The organism is Neobacillus sp. Fa239 (assembly GCF_055395235.1).
Window position 1 is genome coordinate 514485 of record NZ_AP041611.1, and the last position, 21924, is coordinate 536408.

Annotated in this window: 22 protein-coding genes; 19 read left to right on the forward strand and 3 right to left on the reverse strand. The window is 42.2% G+C overall.

What is annotated here, in order from left to right; all coding sequences use genetic code 11:
* Positions 1-144: 144 nt before the first annotated feature.
* From ACZ5XR_RS02445 to ACZ5XR_RS02495, 11 genes are read left to right on the forward strand one after another with little or no spacing between them, the layout of a single operon-like run.
* Complete coding sequence (locus ACZ5XR_RS02445) at positions 145-1185, forward strand: hypothetical protein (protein WP_464502198.1); 1041 nt, start codon at positions 145-147, stop codon at positions 1183-1185.
* A complete protein-coding gene (locus tag ACZ5XR_RS02450; RefSeq protein ID WP_464500126.1) occupies positions 1172-3340 on the forward strand; it encodes a molybdopterin oxidoreductase family protein in 2169 nt (722 codons plus the stop codon). The genes ACZ5XR_RS02445 and ACZ5XR_RS02450 overlap by 14 nt, the downstream gene beginning before the upstream one ends.
* Positions 3341-3901, forward strand: coding sequence for a 4Fe-4S dicluster domain-containing protein (locus ACZ5XR_RS02455; RefSeq protein ID WP_071354772.1), 561 nt, complete (start codon positions 3341-3343; stop codon positions 3899-3901).
* 12 nt (positions 3902-3913) lie between these two features.
* Positions 3914-4438 (forward strand): Rieske 2Fe-2S domain-containing protein, encoded by a 525-nt coding sequence (locus tag ACZ5XR_RS02460; protein ID WP_464500127.1) that lies wholly within the window; start codon positions 3914-3916, stop codon positions 4436-4438.
* A complete protein-coding gene (locus ACZ5XR_RS02465) occupies positions 4428-4619 on the forward strand; it encodes a hypothetical protein (protein ID WP_464500128.1) in 192 nt (63 codons plus the stop codon). The genes ACZ5XR_RS02460 and ACZ5XR_RS02465 overlap by 11 nt, the downstream gene beginning before the upstream one ends.
* Positions 4612-4923, forward strand: a complete 312-nt coding sequence (locus ACZ5XR_RS02470; RefSeq protein WP_464500129.1) for a hypothetical protein — start codon at positions 4612-4614, stop codon at positions 4921-4923. Before ACZ5XR_RS02465 ends, ACZ5XR_RS02470 begins: the two co-directional genes overlap by 8 nt.
* A complete protein-coding gene (locus tag ACZ5XR_RS02475; protein WP_464500130.1) occupies positions 4910-5191 on the forward strand; it encodes a hypothetical protein in 282 nt (93 codons plus the stop codon). Before ACZ5XR_RS02470 ends, ACZ5XR_RS02475 begins: the two co-directional genes overlap by 14 nt.
* Before the next feature lie 39 nt (positions 5192-5230).
* On the forward strand, positions 5231-5884 hold the full coding sequence (locus tag ACZ5XR_RS02480; protein WP_464500131.1) for a sensor histidine kinase: 654 nt from the start codon (positions 5231-5233) through the stop codon (positions 5882-5884).
* A gap of 21 nt (positions 5885-5905) precedes the next feature.
* Positions 5906-6559 (forward strand): response regulator, encoded by a 654-nt coding sequence (locus ACZ5XR_RS02485; RefSeq protein ID WP_464500132.1) that lies wholly within the window; start codon positions 5906-5908, stop codon positions 6557-6559.
* 15 nt (positions 6560-6574) lie between these two features.
* Positions 6575-7045 carry a GAF domain-containing protein gene (locus ACZ5XR_RS02490; RefSeq protein ID WP_464500133.1) on the forward strand — a complete coding sequence of 157 codons (471 nt, stop codon included), beginning with the start codon at positions 6575-6577 and terminating at the stop codon, positions 7043-7045.
* A complete protein-coding gene (locus ACZ5XR_RS02495; protein ID WP_464500134.1) occupies positions 7032-8093 on the forward strand; it encodes a sensor histidine kinase in 1062 nt (353 codons plus the stop codon). The genes ACZ5XR_RS02490 and ACZ5XR_RS02495 overlap by 14 nt, the downstream gene beginning before the upstream one ends.
* An 806-nt stretch (positions 8094-8899) precedes the next feature.
* Here ACZ5XR_RS02495 and ACZ5XR_RS02500 read toward each other — a convergent pair.
* Positions 8900-9886, reverse strand: a complete 987-nt coding sequence (locus ACZ5XR_RS02500) for a Gfo/Idh/MocA family protein (protein WP_464500135.1) — start codon at positions 9884-9886, stop codon at positions 8900-8902.
* A gap of 144 nt (positions 9887-10030) precedes the next feature.
* Between ACZ5XR_RS02500 and ACZ5XR_RS02505 the strand changes: the two genes are divergently transcribed.
* The 3 genes from ACZ5XR_RS02505 (at position 10031) to ACZ5XR_RS02515 (ending at position 15401) form a co-directional block, all read left to right on the forward strand.
* Positions 10031-11689: a glutamine--tRNA ligase/YqeY domain fusion protein gene (locus tag ACZ5XR_RS02505; protein WP_464502199.1), complete on the forward strand. Its 1659-nt coding sequence runs from the start codon at positions 10031-10033 to the stop codon at positions 11687-11689.
* A gap of 235 nt (positions 11690-11924) precedes the next feature.
* On the forward strand, positions 11925-12941 hold the full coding sequence (locus ACZ5XR_RS02510; RefSeq protein ID WP_464502200.1) for a 4Fe-4S binding protein: 1017 nt from the start codon (positions 11925-11927) through the stop codon (positions 12939-12941).
* A gap of 96 nt (positions 12942-13037) precedes the next feature.
* The gene (locus ACZ5XR_RS02515; RefSeq protein WP_464500136.1) at positions 13038-15401 is read left to right on the forward strand and encodes a WG repeat-containing protein; all 2364 of its coding nucleotides are present in this window, start codon (positions 13038-13040) and stop codon (positions 15399-15401) included.
* Positions 15402-15429: 28 nt separating this feature from the next.
* Here ACZ5XR_RS02515 and ACZ5XR_RS02520 read toward each other — a convergent pair whose 3' ends face one another.
* Positions 15430-15684: a hypothetical protein gene (locus ACZ5XR_RS02520; RefSeq protein WP_464500137.1), complete on the reverse strand. Its 255-nt coding sequence runs from the start codon at positions 15682-15684 to the stop codon at positions 15430-15432.
* A 183-nt stretch (positions 15685-15867) separates the two neighbouring features.
* Between ACZ5XR_RS02520 and ACZ5XR_RS02525 the strand changes: the two genes are divergently transcribed.
* From ACZ5XR_RS02525 to ACZ5XR_RS02545, 5 genes are all read left to right on the forward strand, one after another.
* Positions 15868-16731 (forward strand): MBL fold metallo-hydrolase, encoded by an 864-nt coding sequence (locus ACZ5XR_RS02525; RefSeq protein ID WP_464500138.1) that lies wholly within the window; start codon positions 15868-15870, stop codon positions 16729-16731.
* Between the two features lie 142 nt (positions 16732-16873).
* Positions 16874-17161: a DUF5658 family protein gene (locus ACZ5XR_RS02530; protein WP_464500139.1), complete on the forward strand. Its 288-nt coding sequence runs from the start codon at positions 16874-16876 to the stop codon at positions 17159-17161.
* 84 nt (positions 17162-17245) lie between these two features.
* On the forward strand, positions 17246-18394 hold the full coding sequence (locus ACZ5XR_RS02535) for a DEAD/DEAH box helicase (RefSeq protein WP_464500140.1): 1149 nt from the start codon (positions 17246-17248) through the stop codon (positions 18392-18394).
* A gap of 81 nt (positions 18395-18475) precedes the next feature.
* Positions 18476-19933 carry an amidase family protein gene (locus tag ACZ5XR_RS02540; RefSeq protein WP_464500141.1) on the forward strand — a complete coding sequence of 486 codons (1458 nt, stop codon included), beginning with the start codon at positions 18476-18478 and terminating at the stop codon, positions 19931-19933.
* Positions 19934-19990: 57 nt separating this feature from the next.
* Positions 19991-20125 (forward strand): hypothetical protein, encoded by a 135-nt coding sequence (locus ACZ5XR_RS02545; RefSeq protein ID WP_464500142.1) that lies wholly within the window; start codon positions 19991-19993, stop codon positions 20123-20125.
* Between the two features lie 217 nt (positions 20126-20342).
* On the opposite strand, the gene ACZ5XR_RS02550 is transcribed toward ACZ5XR_RS02545, so the two are convergent.
* Positions 20343-21854, reverse strand: coding sequence for an FAD-dependent oxidoreductase (locus ACZ5XR_RS02550; protein WP_464500143.1), 1512 nt, complete (start codon positions 21852-21854; stop codon positions 20343-20345).
* Positions 21855-21924: the final 70 nt, after the last annotated feature.

Here is a 21924-nt window from a genome sequence, read left to right on the forward strand (position 1 = left end):
CCGAGGATGGGGGAGTTCCCCTATATAGATAACACTGATCGATTTCTTACAATTAGAGTAAGAAAAACGACAGTGTTATTTTTTTTAAGGAGGAGCAGGAATATGGAGTCTACAATTTCAACGGTTAAAAAACCGGAACGCTCGATGAATGGTGCCTTTGCATCCCACTTTGCCAAATCAGTATTTTATACGGTTGTCGGACTTGCAATTTTAACGTATATCGGAACAAGAATGTTTACTCATATTGACTTGAATTTGTACGGATACATGGTTGGGACACTCGTATTTATCGGTGGTTTTTTCTATCGATTTATTGCTTGGGGAGAAAGACCGCCAACCAAAAATATTATCAAAAAAGGTCTAAAGCTAACTTTTAGAAAAAGTACATTAAAAACAGCTGTCAGCCATCTGGCGATTTTCGACTTTATCCGTAAGCGGGGCTTTCACCGTTGGATTCAGCATATATTGATCGGCTGGGGCTGCGTTCTTGCCTGTTTAGTCACGTTCCCACTCGTGTTTGGCTGGATGTATTTTACGATGGCTGACAATGGCTACTATACGATTGTGTTATTTGGAATGAACATCATGACAGTACCGGCAGAAGGGGCAATCGCCTTTTTCTCCTATAATGCCCTTAATATTGCAGCCATTATGGTTACAACAGGTGTCTGTATGGCACTTCACCGCCGCTTGAAAAATATGCAGGCAAGAGCCGAGCAAAAATTTATGTATGATTTTCTTCCGTTATTTATGCTTTTGTTTATTTCTGTTACCGGACTTTTACTAACGGTTCAAAACGTTTTCCTGGCAGGCTTTCTGCAGCCGCAAATGTCGCTGATTCATCAATTTTCCGTCATTGTGACGTTAATCTATTTGCCATTCGGAAAGCTCGCTCATATTCCATTCCGGCCAATGAGTGTGTTTGCACGAAATTACCGTGAGCATTACGGAGAAAAGCAAATGAAAGAGTGTAAAGTATGCGGAAATCATTTTGTATCAGTCGAACAATCAAATGATGTTATTCAAGTTTTGGGTGTTAATGATATGGAATTCAATATGAAAGATGGCTTTAATCTTGCTGAATTGTGCCTGCCTTGCCGGAGAAAATACCGCATTTCAAGGTTCTCAGGATTTCCAACACACCAAGTCAAAGTCAAGGAGGCTAACCAAAATGCAAAGGGATAAGTTTTTTAAAGAAGTCGAAAATGTCCGGCATCCGAATGAAACGTTGATCAAAACACATTGTGCTTATTGCGGGATGCAATGTGGAATGAACTTGCGTGTAAATACGAGAACAAACAAAATCATTGGCGTTGAGCCTCGTTATGATTGGCCGGTCAATGTTGGAAAGATGTGCCCAAAAGGGGTGACCGCTTATCAGCAAACCAATCACCCTGATCGAATTTTAAAACCATTAATCCGCGATGATGCTTCTTTTAAAGGTACGAAAGAAGGTTTCCGTGAAGCTACATGGGAAGAAGCCTATAATCTCATTGCTAAGAGATTTACCGAGCTCCAAAGTAAGTATGGAAAGGATACACTATCTGTTTTTAGCGGTGTATCAATGACAAACGAGAAATGTTACTTAACCGGTAAATTTGCCAGGGTCGCACTGCAAACACGCTATATCGATTACAACGGCCGTTTCTGTATGTCGAGTGCAGCGGGAGGCTTCCTTCGTTCCTTCGGTGTTGACCGCGGTTCTACCTTACCTTGGACCGATCTTCATGAAACAGATTGTTTATTTATTGCAGGAAGTAATACGGCTGAATGTCATCCGACTTCTATGTTCCGGATTTGGCATGTTCAAGAGCGCGGCGGTTACTTAATTGTTGCCGACCCACGTGAAACGCCAATTGCAAGACGTGCAGATGTTCACTTAGATCTAAGACCGGGCACGGATTTAGCCTTGGCAAACGGAATTTTAAATCTATTAATCCAAAATGGCTATGCAGATGAAGAATTTATTAACAATCATACGAATGGGTTTGAAGAAACAAAAGAATTGGTGAAGGAATTTACACCTGAATATACAAGCCAGCTAACAGGAGTTGCCCCTGAAAAAATTATCCATGCGGCTGAAATCTACGGAAAAGCACCAAATGCGATTGTTGCTTTTGCCCGGGGGATTGAACAGCAGCATAAAGGGGTAGACAATGTTTCCGGGTATACCAATATGGCGCTTGTAACCGGAAAAATCGGCCGTCCAAAAGCTGGTGTTGCCACCTTTACCGGACAAGGAAATGGTCAAGGCGGTCGTGAGCATGGACAGAAGTCGGATCTCCTTCCTGGCTATCGTAAGCTGACTAATCCAAAGCATGTAGAAGAGGTTTGTCAGGTATGGGGAATTACCCCTGAGGAAATGCCGCAGCCAGGTGTTTCTGCCGTTGAAATGTTTAATTTAATGAAAGAAAAAACGATTCGCGGACTGTATTTGCTTTGTTCGAATCCTGCTGTCTCAGCCCCAAATCAAAACTCTATTCGAAAAGCATTATTGAGCTTAGATTTTATGGTTTGTGCAGATTTCTATTTATCCGAATCCGCAGAATATGCAGATGTGGTCCTTCCTTCTGTCACCTGGTCAGAGGATGAAGGAACGGTAACCAACCTAGAAGGCCGCATTATTAAAATTAATAAAGCGCAAGAGCCGATTGGAGAATCAAAGCCGGATTGGCAAATGCAAGTCGAGCTGGCTGAAAAACTGGGAAGAGGCAAATATTTCTCCCATTTAAAAACAGCCAAAGATGTCGCAGATGAATTCCGTTTAGCCTCTAAAGGCGGATATGCTGATTACTACGGGGCAACATGGGATAAAATTGACAAGCAGGATGGTGTCTTCTGGCCTTGCCGTGATGAAAACGATCCAGGAACACCACATATGTTCTTAGATAAAAAATTCTATCATCCTGATGGGAAAGCAAAAATCTGTGCGCTGCCATATCGTCCGCCTGCAGAAGAGCCGGATGAAACATATCCTCTCCGCTTAACAACAGGACGTGTTGTTTTCCACTACTTATCAGGAAACCAAACACGACGAATTCAATTTTTACGCGATATGTGCCCTGAGCCATACGTGGAAGTTCACCCTGAAACAGCGGCAAAATATAACATTGAACATGAAGAGCATGTCCGTCTTTTTACAAGAAGAGGCGAAGCTGAATATAAAGTGAAAATTACCGAAGCCATCCGTAAAGATACGGTGTTTGTGCCGTACCATTTTGGTCACGATAAATCTATTAATCTATTAACAATCGATGCCCTTGATCCAATATCCCGCATGCCGGAATTCAAAGCATGCGCAGCACAAATTGAAAAACTAGCAGTAAAGAAGGTGCAGTAAATGAAAAAGAGGCTCTATCTAGAACTTGAAAACTGTATAGGATGCCGTTCTTGTTTAGCGGCATGTACACAGTGCGGCGGGCATGAACAGCGGAACCGCAACTATGTTTACGATGTAAATCCGCTAGTCAATCGCCAAACCATGCCTCTTATGTGCCTTCACTGTGTGAATCCGGCATGTGCCAGAAGCTGTCCGGCTCAGGCGATTCAAATTCATGAAACAGGTGCTGTTCTTTCCGCACTTGTTGAAAAATGTATCGGCTGCCAAAACTGTACGATTGCCTGCCCATACGGCATACCTAAATTTGATACGGAGCAAAATTTAATGTATAAATGTGATCTTTGTATTGACCGCACAAAGGATGGAATCCCGCCGATGTGTGCGAGTGTCTGCCCGTCCAATACCTTGCAGTGGCTGACAGATGAAGAAATTGAAGCAAAACAAAAGCAATTCAATTTGGATAATGGCAAATGGGTAACAAGCATGCCTTATTTAGAAGGCGAAACCAATGTCAGAGTGAATCTCCCTGGTATCCTGCAGGGCGTCACGAAATTGTTTTAGGAGGGATTAGGAATGACAGATAAAAATAATAAAATCCCGTTCAATGAAGATAACTATACACATAATATTAATCGCAATAATGAACGAAAGCTCGACCGCCGGGCTTTCATGAAAACCTTGGTTGGAGCAGCAGGTGTGTTCGCTGTTTCCTCCCTTCCTTGGGGGGCATTGGCGGCGAAGGAGTTAACCGGGCTTAGCAATAAAAAATATCCGAAGCAGAAAATTACCAATGTCAGTTCGATTGCTGTTGGCGACGCGGTTGACTTTGCTTTTCCAGGCGAGCATGATAGTGCGATTTTAATCCGGCTTTCTGAGAATAAATATGTTGCCTATCAAAATGCTTGTACCCATTTACGCTGCCCAGTGTTTTGGAAAAAGGACGAGGGAGAAATGGTCTGCCCATGCCATCACGGGAAATTTGATGTGAAAACAGGTGATCCAATCGCAGGACCGCCGAGACGTCCGCTTCCGGAAATTTATGTGAAAGTAGAAAACGGTGTGGTTTATGCCGTGGGGGTGAAGCGTTATGAAGCGTAGTTACGTGCCCGTTACACTCCTTCTAGCTGTTTTAATGCTGAACATTATCTTTACCCAATACATGGTTCATCAATATTTTTATGAACATTACACAAATACAATCATCGCGGCGGTGATCAATATCGTCCTCTTCCCTGTCGCATTAATCATCTATAAAAAAGGTGTGAAGGTCCATGACTAGCCAAACCTATATTGATTTTTGCTTTATGAGGGCTGAAGCGGGTAATTTTACAGCAGAAATTGATGAATTGTTGAATAACACATTTGAAAAAAAACGGTTGAATTGGTATCTCGAAGAAAAGACAATCGATGGAGCCGATATGGTCATTGCAGAGGTAAAAGGGATGAGCGATTGGGCTTCTGAAGAAGAAACGATCCAATTTTTAGAAGAGCATGCCGGAGAAAAGTTTTGGGAGTATCTTCAAGGGTATAAGCTGTTCATTTATCCTGCTAAGAGAGGATGTACCAGCTGTGGAACCTATTAATTTAGAGGAAATGAAGCGATTTGCAGGTTTCCCTGCTGTCATTTCGATCCAGGATTCTGAAGGGGGCGACCAGGCACCTGCAGTGAAGAAAAAGGTGAAAAAAGTGCAGGAATGCCCGGATGGCACCCATATTCGTTTTTATTTTGATGATTTTTATTTTCTGGCCGTCCCAATCAAGAGTGAAATCAGACAAACCGAAACAGAATTTTCAGCTTTTGACACGGAAAGCGGTTTACATTATACAGTCAAAAAGGTTCAGGACTTTTAATAAAGCCCTGCCTTTTTTAGCATTAGGAGGGACAGCATAATGGAGGATAATCAATCCAAGCAGCAAATAAGCTCATATATCATTCATTCACAAGAAGAGGAAATTAAACGGATTGCCTTAGAGCTCCATGAAGGCGTCGGACAAAACCTTTATAGTATTTTTACAGGATTGCAGTTTTTAGATTCAAGTATTAAAGAGCCGCTGCATAAAAATTACTTGCATGAAATGTCCCAGCTGATCGAAAAGACAATTCAAGAAATAAGATTGCTATCGGTCGAATTGCATCCCCCTACCCTGACTACCCTTGGACTGCTTGCGGCGATGAAAAGTTATCTTCATTTATACACATCCACATTTGGGATTCTTGTTGAATTTAAATCAATAGGAGATGAATTGCCTATTTCAGAAAAGAATAATATTGCCTTATTTCGGGTCTGTCAGGAGGCATTGGCTAATATTGCGAAATATGCTGATACCTCTAAAATTAACATGACCTTTACTTGGGGTCCTCAGGATTTAAAGATTATGATTCATGATTTTGGCAAAGGGTTTCAGCCGGAGGAACATGAACGGAACGACCAACTATCAGGGCTTGCAGCGATGAAGGAAAGAATGCTTTTGACTGGCGGACAGTGTGTGATTTCTTCTAAAATAGGAGAAGGAACTACGATTGAACTATCTCTTCCCTTATAGGGATTAAAGGAGAAATTAAAATTGATAAAAATCCTTTTGGTTGATGATCATGCGGTTGTAAGAATGGGCTTAACCATGCTGCTCAACACAAACCCTGAAATGGAAGTAATCGGAGAGGCTTCGGAAGGGAACGAAGGAATCAAAAAGGCGATGAAGCTAAAGCCGGATGTCGTGGTGATGGATTTAAGCATGCCCCATGGAAAAGATGGGCTGTCGGCGACAATGGAATTAAAGAAGCTGATGCCTGAAGTGAATATTCTGATTCTTACCATGCATGATGATGAGGAATACTTATTTAGGGCCATCCAAGCGGGTGCTTCAGGCTGTATTTTAAAAAGCGCTCCCCATGATGAATTAATGGCAGCGATAGAATCCGTTTCTGCAGGAGATGCCTATCTGCACCCATCCGCAACAAAACGATTGATGGAAGAATATCTGGGAAGTATAAAACATGGCAGTAATGATACGTACAATCTTTTATCTGAGCGGGAAAAAGAAGTTCTCACCCTAATAGCCAAAGGATATGCCAACAAGGAAATCGCCGAGCAATTGGTGATTAGTGTGAAAACAGTTGAAACCCATAAAGGAAATTTGATGGAGAAGCTTCAAATGAAAACACGGCCTGAATTGGTGGAATATGCCGTTAAAAAGGGGCTATTAGGCTATGGAATTTAAGGGGATTTTCCAAAGATGAGAGAATTTAAAGAATGGCGTGCGGTTATGGATATTTGCGATCAATTAATGGGCAGGGCAGGCTTTGATTTCGTCGGGCTTGCCCTTCAAAATAGAGTGGGTCCAGATGTCCGCTGGCATTATGCTTCCGGTAATTTAAACGATAAATATGAAAGAATAACGGTCCGTTTTGGCAAAGGACTCGCTGGAAAAATCATCTCAACCGGCAGTCCGATGATGCTGGTCGATTTTCCTAATAAGATCGCGGGAAAGGTGACGGATTATCCGATTATGCTTGCTGAAAAACTTGTTTCCACTTTTGCAGTCCCATTATTTTTTAATGCTGTCCCAAAAGGGGTATTACTGGTTGGAAACAGGGATACACACGTTTTTAATGAATATGAACAAGAACAAGTAAAGGATGCAGCCTTATCCTTGGAGATTGTTTTAAAGGAGCATATCATGGGGGATTTATATGGAGAGAGATAATCAGCTGCCATTGAACGAAAAGGGCATTCTTGAAGAAGAACTGAGAAAATCAATGCAGGAATTAATCGATTTAAAGTTTGCTCTTGATGAGTCATCCATTGTTGCCATTACCAATGCACAAGGCATTATTACCTATGTGAATCATCAATTTTGCCAAATTTCCAAGTACTCGGAAGCAGAGCTGCTTGGCCAGGACCATCGCGTCATTAATTCTTGCTATCATTCCAAAGAATTTTTTAAAGATATGTGGCGAACCATTGGGGAGGGAAAGGTTTGGAAGGGAGAGATCCGCAATCGCGCCAAAGATGGAGCCTATTATTGGATGGATACCACGATTGTCCCTTTTTTAAATGAAAAGGGGAAGCCCTATCAATATTTAGCCATTCGCTATGAAATTACGGAGCGGAAGCGAGTCGAACACGAATTGCAAAAAATGATGATGTCGATCATTGATGTGCAAGAGGAGGAAAGAAAAAGGCTGTCGCGAAATTTACATGATGGAATCGGCCAAAACCTATATAGTCATCTGATTACCATTAATCGGTTAATTTCCGAGATGGACCATCCACTCTTACGACAGATGCAGGATGAAGCAACAGAATTAATTGAAGAAATTCGGGATATTTCGTGGGAACTCCGTCCATCTGTCTTAGATGATCTTGGTTTGGTGCCGGCGATACGCTCTTTCCTTTCCCGTTTTTCAGATCATTATAATATTGATGTATTTTTTGATTGTTCTCTTAAAAAGCGGTTGCCGATCAGCATTGAACTAAGCATTTACCGGATTATCCAGGAGGCATTGACGAACATCCGCAAATATGCCGAAGTCACCGAGGCTGCTGTGACCGTTAGAGAAATAGGTGGAATCGTCTGCGTCTTAATTGAAGATAAAGGGAAAGGCTTTGATACGAAAGCCGGGTCTCGCGGCGTCGGCCTCTTTAGCATGGATGAACGGGCACGAGCCGTTGGCGGCGAGCTGTCTATTATCTCACAGCCTGACAAAGGGACAAAGATTATTTTAGAGGTACCGATTTTGTTAAGGGAATAGGACACCGTTTAACTAGCTTCCAAATCGAAGTTCCATTGACCGTAAAAGTAAAAAAAGAGGTCGAACGGTCAAAGCAGAGGGGTTGCATTGCCCGAGGAGTAGAAAAAAGAGCTGGGGCGGTCAAAGCAGAGCGGTTGCATTGCCCGTGGAGTAGAAAAAAGAGCTGGGGCGGTCAAAGCAGAGCGGTTGCATTGCCCGTGGAGTAGAAAAAAGAGCTGGAACGGTCAAAGCAGAGCGGTTGCATTGCCCGTGGAGTAGAAAAAAGAGCTTGAACGGTCAAAGGAGAGCATCTGCATTGCCCGTGGAGTAGAAAAAAGAGCTGGGACGGTTAAAGGGGGCCATCTGCATGGCCCGTGGAGTAGAAAAAAGAGCTCGAACGGTCAAAGCAGAGCGGTTGCATTGCCCGCAAAGCTGAAAAAAGCGCTTGAACAGTCAAAGGAGAGCGTCTGCATGGCCCGTGGAGTAGAAAAAAGAGCTCGAACGGTCAAAGCAGAGCGGCTGCATTGCCCGTGGAGTAGAAAAAAGAGCTAGGACGGTCAAAGCAGAGCGTCTGCATGGCCCGTGGAGTAGAAAAAAGAGCTCGAACGGTCAAAGCAGAGCGGTTGCATTGCCCGTATAGCTGAAAAAAGTGCTTGAACGGTCAAAGCAGAGCGGTTGCATTGCCCGCAAAGCTGAAAAAAGAGCTCAAACGGTCAAAGGAAGCCGTCTGCATTGCCCGCAAGCCTGAAAAAAGCACCCGAACAGTCAAAGGAGCTCCATTCCATTGACCTTAAAGCACCAAAAACCGCTCATGCGGTCAATGAGCTTTACTTTTCAACATCAAATACAATCTTATTCTGTCTTCTCGCCTCTTCGGTAATCTTCAGGACAATCTGGCTCCATCTCTGCAATTCTTCATATTCCTCGTCATTTTTGGTTTCAATGATCCGGGCAATATTGATACATTCATACACCATATTCTTTTCTTCCTGATCAACGCTTAAAATCTCGCTTTCCTTCGTATGGCTGTCAATAAATTTAATCTCGGAAATGGGCGCTGCGTCTTCGAGGACAAAGGTACCCTTCTCACCATGTATTTCGCATGGAATAACCGAATGGGCTACCTTTGAACAAAGGATGGTACAGACAAAATCTCCATAATTTAAAACAAGAGTTCCGCTTCCGTCAACACCGCTATGTAAAAGGAACGGTTGATAGGCCACTGTCTGCGGTTCCCCGAACAAGCCCACCGCTAAATAGAGAGGATAGACACCTAAATCAACAAGGGCCCCTCCGGAATAGGCTGCAGAGAATATATTCGGAACATCCCCTTTTAAAAATGAATCGTAACGGGAGGAATATTGAATATAAGGCAATACCGTGCTCCTCAACTTGCCGGCCATTGCCAGCTTTTCTTTTAAAATGGCGAAATTCGGGGTATGAATATTGCGAATCGCCTCGAATAAGTAAACCCCATTTTCTGCAGCTGTACGATATGCCTCAGCTAATTCAGCGGTATTTGAAAAAATCGGTTTTTCACAAATTACATGTTTCTTATTTTTTAAAAATAAAAGTGTCTGTTCAAAATGAACGGAATTCGGTGAGGCGATATAAACAGCCTCAATTTCCGTACTTTCCGCCATCGCCTTTAAATCCGTATAATAGTGGGAAGCATCATATGTATTTGCCAGTTCTTTTGCTTTTTCCTCTGTTCGCGAATAGACACCAACTAAATTGAAATTTCCACTGAGTCTCGCCGCTTCGATAAAGGACGCAGTAATCCATCCTGTTCCAACTGTGCCAAGGTTTAGCATGCTCTTCTCCTCCAATTACTTATTTACCAATTGATTGTAGCTTTTATTTGGGGAGTTTTCCAATTTTAAAAATAGGGTACATTGGAAAAAAATCATTATTTATGGTATTTATATTAATAGATAGGAAGAAAGAGGTTGAAAAAGGTGGACAATCAAACATCAAACTTTATTAAGGATATTATGATAAAGGATTTGGAATCCGGAAAGCACGATACCGTTGTAACGCGTTTTCCTCCAGAACCAAACGGGTATTTGCATATTGGACATGCAAAATCGATTATCATCAACTTCGGTTTGGCTGATGAATTTAGAGGTAAAACCAATTTACGATTTGACGATACGAATCCGCTAAAAGAGGATATTGAATATGTTAATTCCATCAAAGAAGATGTGAAATGGCTTGGATTTGAATGGGATGATTTACTTTTTGCCTCTAATTATTTTGATGAAATGTACAATCGCGCTGTGCTTTTAATTAAAAAGGGTCTGGCCTATGTGGATGACTTGTCCGCAGATGAAATCCGCGAATACCGCGGAACACTGACTGCACCTGGTAAGGATAGTCCATATCGCGGCCGTTCTATTGAGGAGAACCTTGATTTATTTGAACGGATGAAGAATGGCGAGTTTGATAATGGTCAAAAGGTGCTGCGTGCGAAAATTGATATGAAGTCACCGAATATCAATCTGCGTGACCCGGTTATTTATCGGATTGCCCATGCCACACACCACAACACTGGGGACAAATGGTGCATTTACCCGATGTACGCTTTTGCCCATCCGCTTGAGGATGCAATTGAAGGGGTCACCCATTCGATTTGTACCATTGAATTTGAGGATCAACGCCCTCTTTATAATTGGGTTGTCGAGAAGTGTGAGATGGAAAGCACACCGCAGCAAATTGAGTTTGGCCGTTTAAATGTGACCAATACCGTAATGAGTAAGCGAAAGTTGAAGAAGTTAGTGGATGAAGGCTTTGTCGATGGCTGGGATGATCCTCGCATGCCAACGATTTCCGGAATGAGAAGAAAAGGCTTTACTCCGGAATCGATTCGCAATTTTGTTCGCGAAACAGGTGTTTCAAAAGGATCCGGTGCAGTCGATTCGCAAATGCTCGATCATTTTGTCCGAGAGGATTTAAAATTAAAAGCGCCAAGAACAATGGGGATTATCCATCCGTTAAAGGTGGTCATAACCAACTATCCTGAGGGCCAAATAGAATTGCTTGATGCCGAAATCAATCCGGAAAATCCGGAAATGGGCATGCGGAAGATCCCTTTTTCGCGAGAAATTTATATCGAGCAGGACGATTTTATGGAAAATCCGCCAAATAAATATTTCCGCTTGTTCCCTGGGAATGAGGTTCGCTTAAAGCATGCCTATTTCATTAAATGTGAAGAAGTAATAAAGAATGAAAACGGGGAAGTTGTTGAGCTTCGCTGCACCTACGATCCGCAAACAAAAAGTGGAACCGGATTTACAGGCCGCAAGGTAAAAGGAACGATCCACTGGGTGGAAGCAACACATGCAGTCCCTGCAGAATTCCGTTTATATGAACCACTTATTATCGAGCAGGACGGAGAGGAAAATGAGGGGGAAGAAACAACCTTCCTCGATCATGTTAATCCTCAATCATTAGAAATTTTTCAAGGATTTGTGGAACCAAACATGAAGGAAAGCCTCCCGCAGGATAAATTCCAATTCTTTAGACACGGTTATTTCAATGTCGATCCGAAACATTCAACCGGGGATAAGCTCGTCTTTAACCGAATTGTTTCATTGAAAAGCTCGTTTAAAATTTAATAACTGCAGGAGATGCACACGAGATTTCTCGTGTGCTTTTTCTATGTAATTAAAAAGCAGCTTAATAAGCTTGAACCCTTCTAAGGATGTGCTGCTGGGCTACCCCATTATTTGTCAACTTTGAGAATGCCTTTGTGAACTCTTTATGAAATCAATAGAATAGATGATTTATATCACACGGGGTGGTTTATCCTTTTCTTATAGTTAAGTTATCGAAGAAATGGAGGGTTTCGTGATGAAATCAAAGGCCTGGTATGTTAAACAATTAAAGCGAAAGCCGGTTCAAATAACAAGACATACGGTGCAAACTGTGTTTCTATTATTTTTACTTTATGTAGGATTGCGTTTCTATCAATTTTATATGCATTTTAAAACTCTCGGGGTTCAGCCTTTTGTGGCGCGGCCATCTGCTGTGGAAGGTTTTTTACCGATCAGCGCGCTGGTCGCTTTGAAGGTTTGGCTGACAGGCGGAGGGTTTGATAAAATTCACCCGGCCGGTCTCGTCTTATTTGCCTTTTTTATTGGTTCGGGAATTGTTTTTCGCAAATCATTTTGCAGCTGGTTTTGCCCTGTCGGAACGGTTAGTGAATGGACGGGAATGCTCGGTAAGAAGCTTTTTAAACGGAACCTTGAAGTTCCACAGCCGTTTGTCTGGCTGTTAACGCCCTTAAAATATTTATTATTATTATTCTTTTTAAATATGATTATTAACATGCAGCCAATCGAAGCAAAGGCTTTCCTAACGGATCCCTATAATGAGATTTCGGATGTGAAAATGCTGCTGTTTTTCCTTAACATCGGCGGTTTCGCCTTAAAGTTTATCATTGTTTTGTTTATTCTTTCCCTTTTCTTTAAAAACTTCTGGTGTCGATTCCTTTGCCCGTATGGTGCCATGATTGGTCTTGGATCGATTTTCAGAATTACGAAGGTTCGCCAGAATGAAGATACTTGTACAAATTGCGAGATGTGTACAAAGGTTTGTCCGCAAAGGATTAAAGTGCATAAAAAACAAGTGGTGGCAACGCCGGATTGTACCGCCTGCATGCAATGTGTGGAAGCTTGTCCAATCAAAGATACCTTGAACATGACGGTCGCAAACAAAAAGGTAAACAAATGGTTTGTGCCTGTTGCATTCCTTGCCTTATTTATCCTCGTGGTAGGAATCGCAAAAATCACCGGCCATTGGAACACAGTCCTTTCCATTAAAGATTGGAATCAACTAATTCCAAACATCAATAACATTGGTCATTAAAGGGGTCAGTCCCCCGCTGCTTTAAAGCAGCGGGGGACTGACCCCCTTTTTACCTGCATGACATATATATAGATAAAAAACTAAAATGGGGGAGCTATGATGTACGGAACAGGACAAAATTGGGTCTTGCCCTTCCTTCCATATGGTGCAGAATTAGTGTTTGCCGAATCATATCCAAAAAAGGCTCTTCTTCAAACGATTGATCTGGATCATGATCGGTTTAAGGAAGTCATTGGGATTTATCGAATGCATCAGAAGCTTTATTTATTTGTGCTAAATAATTTTTACGGGCATTGGAAAATTATCTCCGTAGCCGAGGGGATTGGTTATCAAGTTAGTTATTTTGGGATAGCCAATATTACCAGCAGCCATGCTATGGATATCGTGGTAGGCTGGCAAATCGGCGGAATTTGGTCAAAATTAGCCATTTATGAGTGGAAGAATAATGGCTTAAAGGAATTGACCAAGGATGATTACGTGTTCAGTAAAATGGAGATAGAAGACATGCCTGGCAGAAACGGTAAAGACGGTAAAGCCGAAATCGCTCTTTGGTTGCACGATACCGCTGAAGCCTACAAGGTGGATGTGTACCGCTTTGAAAAGGGGAAGCTCGTTCGAGCGAAGGATGTGGAGCCCTATTACTTTAAAAAGGTGGTCAAATATTACGAACAGAAAATCCGAGAACATCCGGATTATTTATTTTATCACCGCTATTTGAAGGAGGCAAAAAAGAAAGCCTTACAAGACAGTGAGGAAACGAGGGCCGTTTATCTTTTTCCAGCCTCCATTAAAGAAATCGGCGGAAACAAGTGGGGCTATATTGATCAAAAAGGCAAGTTTATTCTTCCTCCTATCTACGACCGCGCCGGAGATTTTCAGGACAATGGATTAGCAATCGTCAGCTTGATGGACCAAACAGGAGTGATAGATTCTAATGGCTATTTAATTGTGAAACCGAAATACGATACCATCAACCCCTTTTCAGAGGGGCGGGCAACGGTTATTGACCATCAAGGCTTTAAAGTGATTGATGAAAGTGGTAAGGAAATCACCTCGAAGGCTTATTCCTATATAGGAGATTACCAGGAAGGGCGGGCATTATTTGCAGATACAGACGAGCATGGCCAATATTTATACGGGTATCTTACTAGACGGGGAAAAGAAGCGATTCCACTAAGCTATGAATCAGCAGCTAACTTTAATGAAGGAAAAACCGCCGTAAAATTAAAAAACGACAGCTTTGCGCTAATTGACTTAAATGGAAAAATTTTGCATAAGTACCCGGATTTTTTTGTCGGAAATTTTGGTGAAGGCATGCTGGTTTTTCAAAAAAGCAGGGAAGGGAAATTCGGGTATATCGATGAACAAGGGAATGTTGTCATTGAGCCGCAATTTTCAAGCGCCCAGGGTTTTCATGGAGGACGTGCAATTGTCAATGTATCCGATGATTATAAGGACCACTTTGGCCTCATTGATCGGAAAGGGAATTTTATCTTTAAACCCAACTATAACAGGATCATGGATCTTGGAGAAGACCGCTTTGCTCTTGGAAGGGCGCTGGACCCGGAGAAGCCGTACATCGGTTCAAAATATGCAGTGGCCGATTCGGAAGGTCATATTTTAACCGGATTTATATATAATGGAATCACAAATTACAAGGACGGGGTTGCTTCGGCTTCTAATGACCAATCCACCTTCTTTATTGATAAAAGCGGAAAGCGGATGGAGCATCTGCCGCTGGTGGACGGCAGCGGAACGTTGGAAATGGATCGTACGTTAATCAAGGGAGAAATTGATTATCGCCTCTATTATTTTAATAATAATGGCGAGTTGATATGGAAACAGAATACCATCATTCCTCTAAACAGACAGTTTTCTGTTGTGGAGGAGAAATACCGGCCAAATAAGGATTACCTTGTTTACTATCCGCAAATAAAAGGCGTCCGTGACCCGATCAATCAACTATTAAAGCAATTAGCAGGTGTGAAGGAGGTACCAGCCGACAAACAGCTTGAGTCAAACTATATGGGAGATTTTGAAGTCGCCTATTTTAAGGATCACCTCGCCGTAATCGAACTAACCGGTTATGATTATCCGTTCGGCGCCGCACATGGCATGCCTGTAAAAAAATATGCTCATATTGACCTGAATAAAGGCGTCATCTATCAGCTCAAGGATTTATTTAAGCGTGACAGCGATTATGTAAAAGTAATTAGTGACATGATCGGCGCTCAAATTAAAAGCAATGAGAAATACTCCTATGTTTTCCCGGATGCCTATAAGGGAATAAAGAAGGATCAACCGTTTTTTATTAGTGAAGGGGCTCTAAATATTTATTTTTCCCCTTATGAGATTGCTCCTTATGCCGCAGGATTTCCGACCTTTACCATTCCGTTTGAAGAACTTGGCGAAATAATTGATCAAAAGGGACCCTTTTGGAGATCCTTTCATTCATCTTAAAAAAAGAAGTGTGAATCATTTTAATGATTCACACTTCTTTTTTTAATGTCTTCCTCCGATAGATTAACCAGTAAGAGCTAATACCAATGATAAAAAGGATGCCGACCGTGCCTGGCAAAATATACGCATTCATGGAAGTACTATTATTATTGCTGCCTGTTTGAATTAATTTTTTAGATGGGGCATTTGAAGAAGCAGCCTCTATATGTGACTGCGAAAATACACTTGTTCCTAATAGAAAAAATATCAGCGAAGCAATAATGGAGATTTTTTTAAACATCATATTCAACTCCGAAATATTGTAATCTTGCTTTTATTCATTCTATCATCATTTATAGCTTTGAAGACTTTTGAGCGGTATTGTTCACAAATCTTTCGAAAAGAGTAAAAAACGTGATATAAATAGTCTGAACAAATTAACGATGCGTGCATTTGACTAAATAAATATCCCTTCCTGTTAGATACTATGAAAAAACGGGGAGGGATTTTTTTGGAGCACATCCAGGACAATAAATTTGAAAATACATTTTTACCAATGACTTCGGCAGGCAGCGGTACAGTAAATTCTGTCTTGCCTGATGTGATTTGTTACACGAATAAGATTGTCAATCTTATGCTGGTAGGTCATGCTGAAGAGTTTATTTTAATCGATGCCGGCATGCCAAAGTGTGCTGACGAAATCAAGGAAATGATAGAAGAACAATTTGGTAAAAACGCTCAGCCAAAGATGATCGTTTTAACACATGGGCATTTTGATCATGTCGGATCCCTGGTGGAACTATTAGAGCATTGGAAGGTACCTGTCTATGCACATGAATTGGAAATCTCTTATTTAACAGGGCAAAATGATTATCCGCCAGGGGACCCAAGCGTGTCTGGCGGCCTTGTTGCAAAGATGTCACCACTGTTCCCCAATCATGGAATTGATATTGGCAAACATGTGGGAGCACTGCCCCCTGATGGCACGGTTCCGAATATGCCGGGGTGGAAGTGGCTCCATACCCCTGGCCATACTCCTGGCCATATTTCCTTATTCCGAGAAGAGGACAGGACCCTTATCGCAGGTGATGCTTTCGTAACCGTAAAGCAGGAATCCCTTTATAAGGTGTTGACTCAAACACAGGAAATCAGCGGGCCCCCTAGATATTATACAACGGACTGGAAGGCTGCCTATGAGTCAGTGAAAATGCTGGAAGCTTTAAAACCGGGAATAGCCATTACCGGTCATGGACTCCCCATGAGCGGGGAAGAACTTGAAGAAGGCCTTCGTTATTTAGTGGATCATTTTGAAGAAGTGGCCATGCCCCAAAATAGCCGGTATACAAATTGAGGAATGCATTTAAAAAGTCCTTTTCACCCTTGAAACGACAATATTAGTGCTTTTTCTCCGCAGGACATTTGCTCTTTCATAAAGAATTTATCTATACTATGCAGTTCTTTATAAAGAACGACGAATTTTTGAGGAGGAAAAGATGAAAATCTGTTTATTTCTGCTTTTTGCCGGAATCGTAGATGCCGTCTTGACCAATCTTGGAATTGCATTTGGGGTCATTGATGAAGGAAACCCGATGATGAAGTTTGTCATCCACCAAAGCTGGATCTTTTTTTACCTGATCAAAATCTGCCTGCCCCTTTTGCTTATTGGTTTGTTTTATCTCCGGCCGCTAAAAGGCTGGATTCGGACGCTCTTAATCTCGGCAAGTGTTCTCTATTTCTCCGTTCTTTGTTTTCATATGGTCTGGATTCTGCTGTATTTGTAATTTAATCCTGCTGGACACAGGCTGCGGGATAAGTTAGTATCAAGAGCGAATAATAAGGAAAAGTGATTGAAAAAGGAGTAAGCAATGTTAAACATATTAAAACCATTTTTACAGGAAGCCTGGAAGAAGTCAGGCTTTGAGCAGCCAACATCCATCCAAGATGAAGCCATTCCGATGATTATAGAGGGTAAGGATGTTATCGCCGAATCTCCAACGGGGACAGGAAAAACGCTTGCCTATTTATTACCGCTTTTAAATCTGATTGAGGCCGATTCACCATCCCTTCAAGCAGTTGTGCTTGCTTCCTCACAGGAGCTCGTCATGCAAGTTTATCAGGAATTTCAAAAATGGTCGGAGGGAAGCGGAATTCGGGGCACCTCCATCATAGGCGGAGCGAATTTAAAAAGACAGCTGGAAAAATTAAAAAAACGTCCGCATGTCATTTTTGCGACTCCAGGTCGTTTATATGAATTAATCAAACAGAAAAAAGTAAAGATGCATGAAGTGAAGATGGTCGTTCTTGATGAAGGGGATCAGCTGTTAATTCCCGAGCATTTGAACACCGTCCAAAACATTGTGAAGTCCACCATGGCTGACCACCGCCAAGTTGTCTTATTTTCAGCCACTATGAAGGCCGAAACCGAAGGATTGGCGAAGGGGCTGACGAAGGAGCCGGAATTCCTTCGAATTGTGAAGGACGAAATAGCCTCTTCGGGAAAGGTAGAACATATCTATTTCCTTGCTGAACAACGTGACAAAATCAAACTTCTCGAAAAAATTGCCCGCTTAGAAGGAATCAAAGCTTTGGCTTTTATCAATGATATTGGCGAAATTCAAGTTTTTAAGGAAAAATTGCATTTTAAAGAACTCTCTGTCGGCATTTTACATAGTGATATGAAAAAGCTGGACCGTCAAACCGCGCTTAAGTCGTTTCGTGATGGGAAAATGAATCTGCTGATTGCGACCGATGTGGCGGCAAGAGGTTTGGATATTCAAGGTGTGACCCATGTTGTACATATTGATTTTCCAAGGGACCTTACTCAATATGTACACCGGACAGGACGGACTGGAAGAATGGGGGCAAGCGGAATGGTCATTTCCCTTGTTACCGAAAGGGAAGAACGGGAATTGAAACAATTCTGCCGGGATCTTCATGTGCCTGTTGAGAAAAGAATTTTTTATAAAGGACAAATCGCTCAGGAAAACCTTAAAGAACAGAAAATTAGGCGCTAGGCAGTGGGAATACCCCGCTGTCTTTTTTTCGGAAGGATTTCAGGGTTTTTTCTTGAATAGTAATTAGGGAGAGTGATGAACATGGAGAATCCAAAATTAAAGAAACTGTATGATGAGTGGCTGGAAGAGGCGACGGTTAAAGAAATCCAACATAAATTAGCCAGCGGTGAGCTGACATCCAAAGAACTTGTCTTAATGTATTTATATAGGATTTCAATTTTTGATAAAAAAATTAACTCCATTATTGAACTAAATCCGGATGCCATACAAATCGCGGCAGCACTTGATGCTGAACGGAAAGAGTTCGGGCCGCGAAGTCCCTTGCATGGTATTCCCATTTTAATAAAGGATAATATTGATACGAAGGACAAAATGCATACAAGTGCCGGGTCTTTAGCCTTAAAAAATTCCATTGCGTTAAAAGACTCTTATGTCGCGGAACAATTACGAAGGGCCGGAGCCATCATCCTTGGGAAAACGAATATGACGGAGTGGGCGAATTTTATGGCCAATGGGATGAAAAATGGATATAGCTCTCGAGGCGGCCAGGTGTTAAATCCATATGGACCATTTGATGTTGGCGGTTCGAGCTCCGGGTCAGCTGCCGGGATTGCCGCTAATTTTGCCGCTGTCGCCATTGGTACGGAGACATCTGGGTCCATTTTATTTCCAGCCTGTCTAAACTCAGTTGTAGGAATTAAGCCAACCGTCGGCTTAATCAGCCGCAGGGGGATTATCCCGATAGCCCATTCGCAGGATACCGCCGGACCAATGGCACGGACCGTTGAAGATGCCGCCATTATATTAAATGCCTTGACTGGGATAGATGAAGAGGATCCGATTACAAAAACAAATCCGCTTGTCAAAACTGATTTTACCGAATATCTCTTGGAGGATGGTTTGAAAGGAAAAAGAATCGGAATTGCCTGGGATGACTTTATTGATCCCATCAGAGAAGATCAGCGGACAGTCATGGCGGCCGCACTGGATGTATTAAAAGCATCAGGGGCTGAAGTAGTGGAGGATATGAAGATTCCATCCGCGAAAGCCGATTGGAAGTATGATGTCCTAACCCATGAATTTAAAACCGACTTAAATGAGTACTTACATGGTCTGCATCCATCCGTTCCGATTCGGACACTGGCGGACTTGATTGAGTTTAATAAAAATCATGAAGAGCAAATGTTGAGATATGGGCAGGCAGTCTTGCTTGAATCTGAAGGAACAAGCGGTTCCTTAACAGAAGAAGCCTATGCCCAAGCGTTAGAATTTAATCATTATCATGCAACAGTAAAAGGCATTGACTATGCGCTTGAACAATACAAATTGGATATGATTGTTTTTCCTGGTGAAGAAGGGTCCCATATTAGCGCCAAGGCGGGTTATCCAAGTATTGCTGTTCCGGCAGGCTTTACGGCGGCAGGGGAGCCGGTGGGAATTACTTTTGCGGGCACGGCTTTTAGTGAACCTGTTTTAATCGAAGCAGCTTATGCATTTGAGCAAATGACATTGTACCGGAAGCCGCCGATCATAGAATAAGTTTGCCTTGATTCACCCATACTATCATTGACTTTCTTGAAAAAGGAGATGGGTTTTATGGGAAGAACGAAGCTAGGCAACGCGAATGCCCAGCGGAATAATAACCGCAAGAAACCGATGAGAACAAGCTCAGAGCTAGTTGAATTTACTACTGGAGAAGATCTAAAACATAACCGCCCGAATAGCAAATAAGTGAAAACGCCTCCCTAATGATGGGAGGCGTTTTTTGTGGGTTTGTAGATAAATTTGAAAATTTGTAGATAAACTTTAAAATTGTTGATATCTGCCCAAAATGTGTTGATATAGCTCAAAAATGTGTTGATATCCGCCCAAAATGTGTTGATATCACTCGAAAACGTGTGGATAAATTCATTTAAAGGCCAATTTCATTAAAACACTCCATGAAAAATCACTCATCCAGCAAACATTTCAGCGGTTTTAACGCCGGGCCTTCAATCACATCGCCTGCATAAGAGAATCTTGAGCCATGGCACGGGCAGTCCCAGCTTTTTTCAGCATGGTTCCACTCAGTTTCGCAGCCAATATGGGTACAAGTGGTATCCAAAAGATAAAGTTTCCCGTCCTCGTCCTTATAGGCACCGGCTCTTTTTCCTTTATAGGTGACAACAGAACCTTCTCCAGCTTGCAGATCATCAATTTCCTTAACCACAACTTCTAGCTTGCCTTTTAACAGGTGCTTGGCCACATCTGCATTGGTTGAAATCAAATTCTTCACACTTGGGTCGGCAACAAATCGGGATGGTGAATACAGCTCCTTACAAGGATTGTCACGTTCCAGAACGTAGTCTGCTACCAAATGGGCGGCCGCAATACCTGTTGTCATTCCCCATTTCTTATAGCCGGTTGAAACTAATACTCGCTGTTTGTTTTCGGTGATTGGCCCGATATATGGCACTTTGTCGATGGTCACTAAATCCTGGGCTGACCAACGGTAACTATAACCGGAAAGCCCAAACACATCCTTAGCAAACTCCTCAAGCGCATTAAAATGCGATAGGGTATCGACACCCTGTCCTGTTTTATGATTTTCCCCGCCAATAATCAGCAGCTTTTCCCCGTTATAGGGTGTATAGCGGATCGAACGGGTCGGGTTATCAGCGCTGATGTACATGCCGCCGGGATACTCATTTGTTTGAATTCCAATGGCATAGGATCTGGAGGCATACATCCTGGCAAAATAAAGACCGGGCTTATCGTAAAAAGGATAATGGGAAGCGATGATCACATGTTTGCAGGAAACCCGATGCCCATCTTTTGTAATAATCTTAGGATTATAGGTCCCTTCTTCTTCAAGGTCGTCTGCCGGTGTATTCTCAAAAACCTGACAGCCGGCGATGACGGCTTCATCAAGCAATGATTTCAAAAACTTGAGAGGGTGAAACTGGACCTGATTTCGCATCATGAGCGCTGCCGTTGTTTGGATTTTAAATGGAATGGTATCTTTTAAGGCACCATCAATCCCTAATCGTTCATAGGCAGACCATTCTGTCTCGATATTTCGTCTATATTCATCAGTGGTTGCGTAAATATACGCATCCTCACTGCTGAGATCACATTCGATTCCTTTTTCCTTTATGAAGCGAATGGCGGACATTTGTGATTCATAATACAGTCGCGCTTTTTCTTCACCAAAATGGTTAATCAATTCGTCGTACAATAAGCCATGTTGAGCGGTAACTTTTGCGGTCGTATGACCGGTAGTCCCATTTAAGACACTGCCCGCTTCGACAAGTGCCACCTTTAAGCCCTCTTTTGAGAGAAGATAGGCAGCTGTAATACCTGTGATTCCCGCACCGACAATGCCGACATCAACCGAAATATTTTCATTAAGTTTAGGGAATGTTGGAAGCTCAATTTCCCGCCAATAGGTTTTTGGGAATTTAATTTCTGAAGCACTCATATGTATTCCTCCACGTTCAAAATAGACTCATGATTAATTTTTCCAAAACCTTTAAAAATATAATAAAATG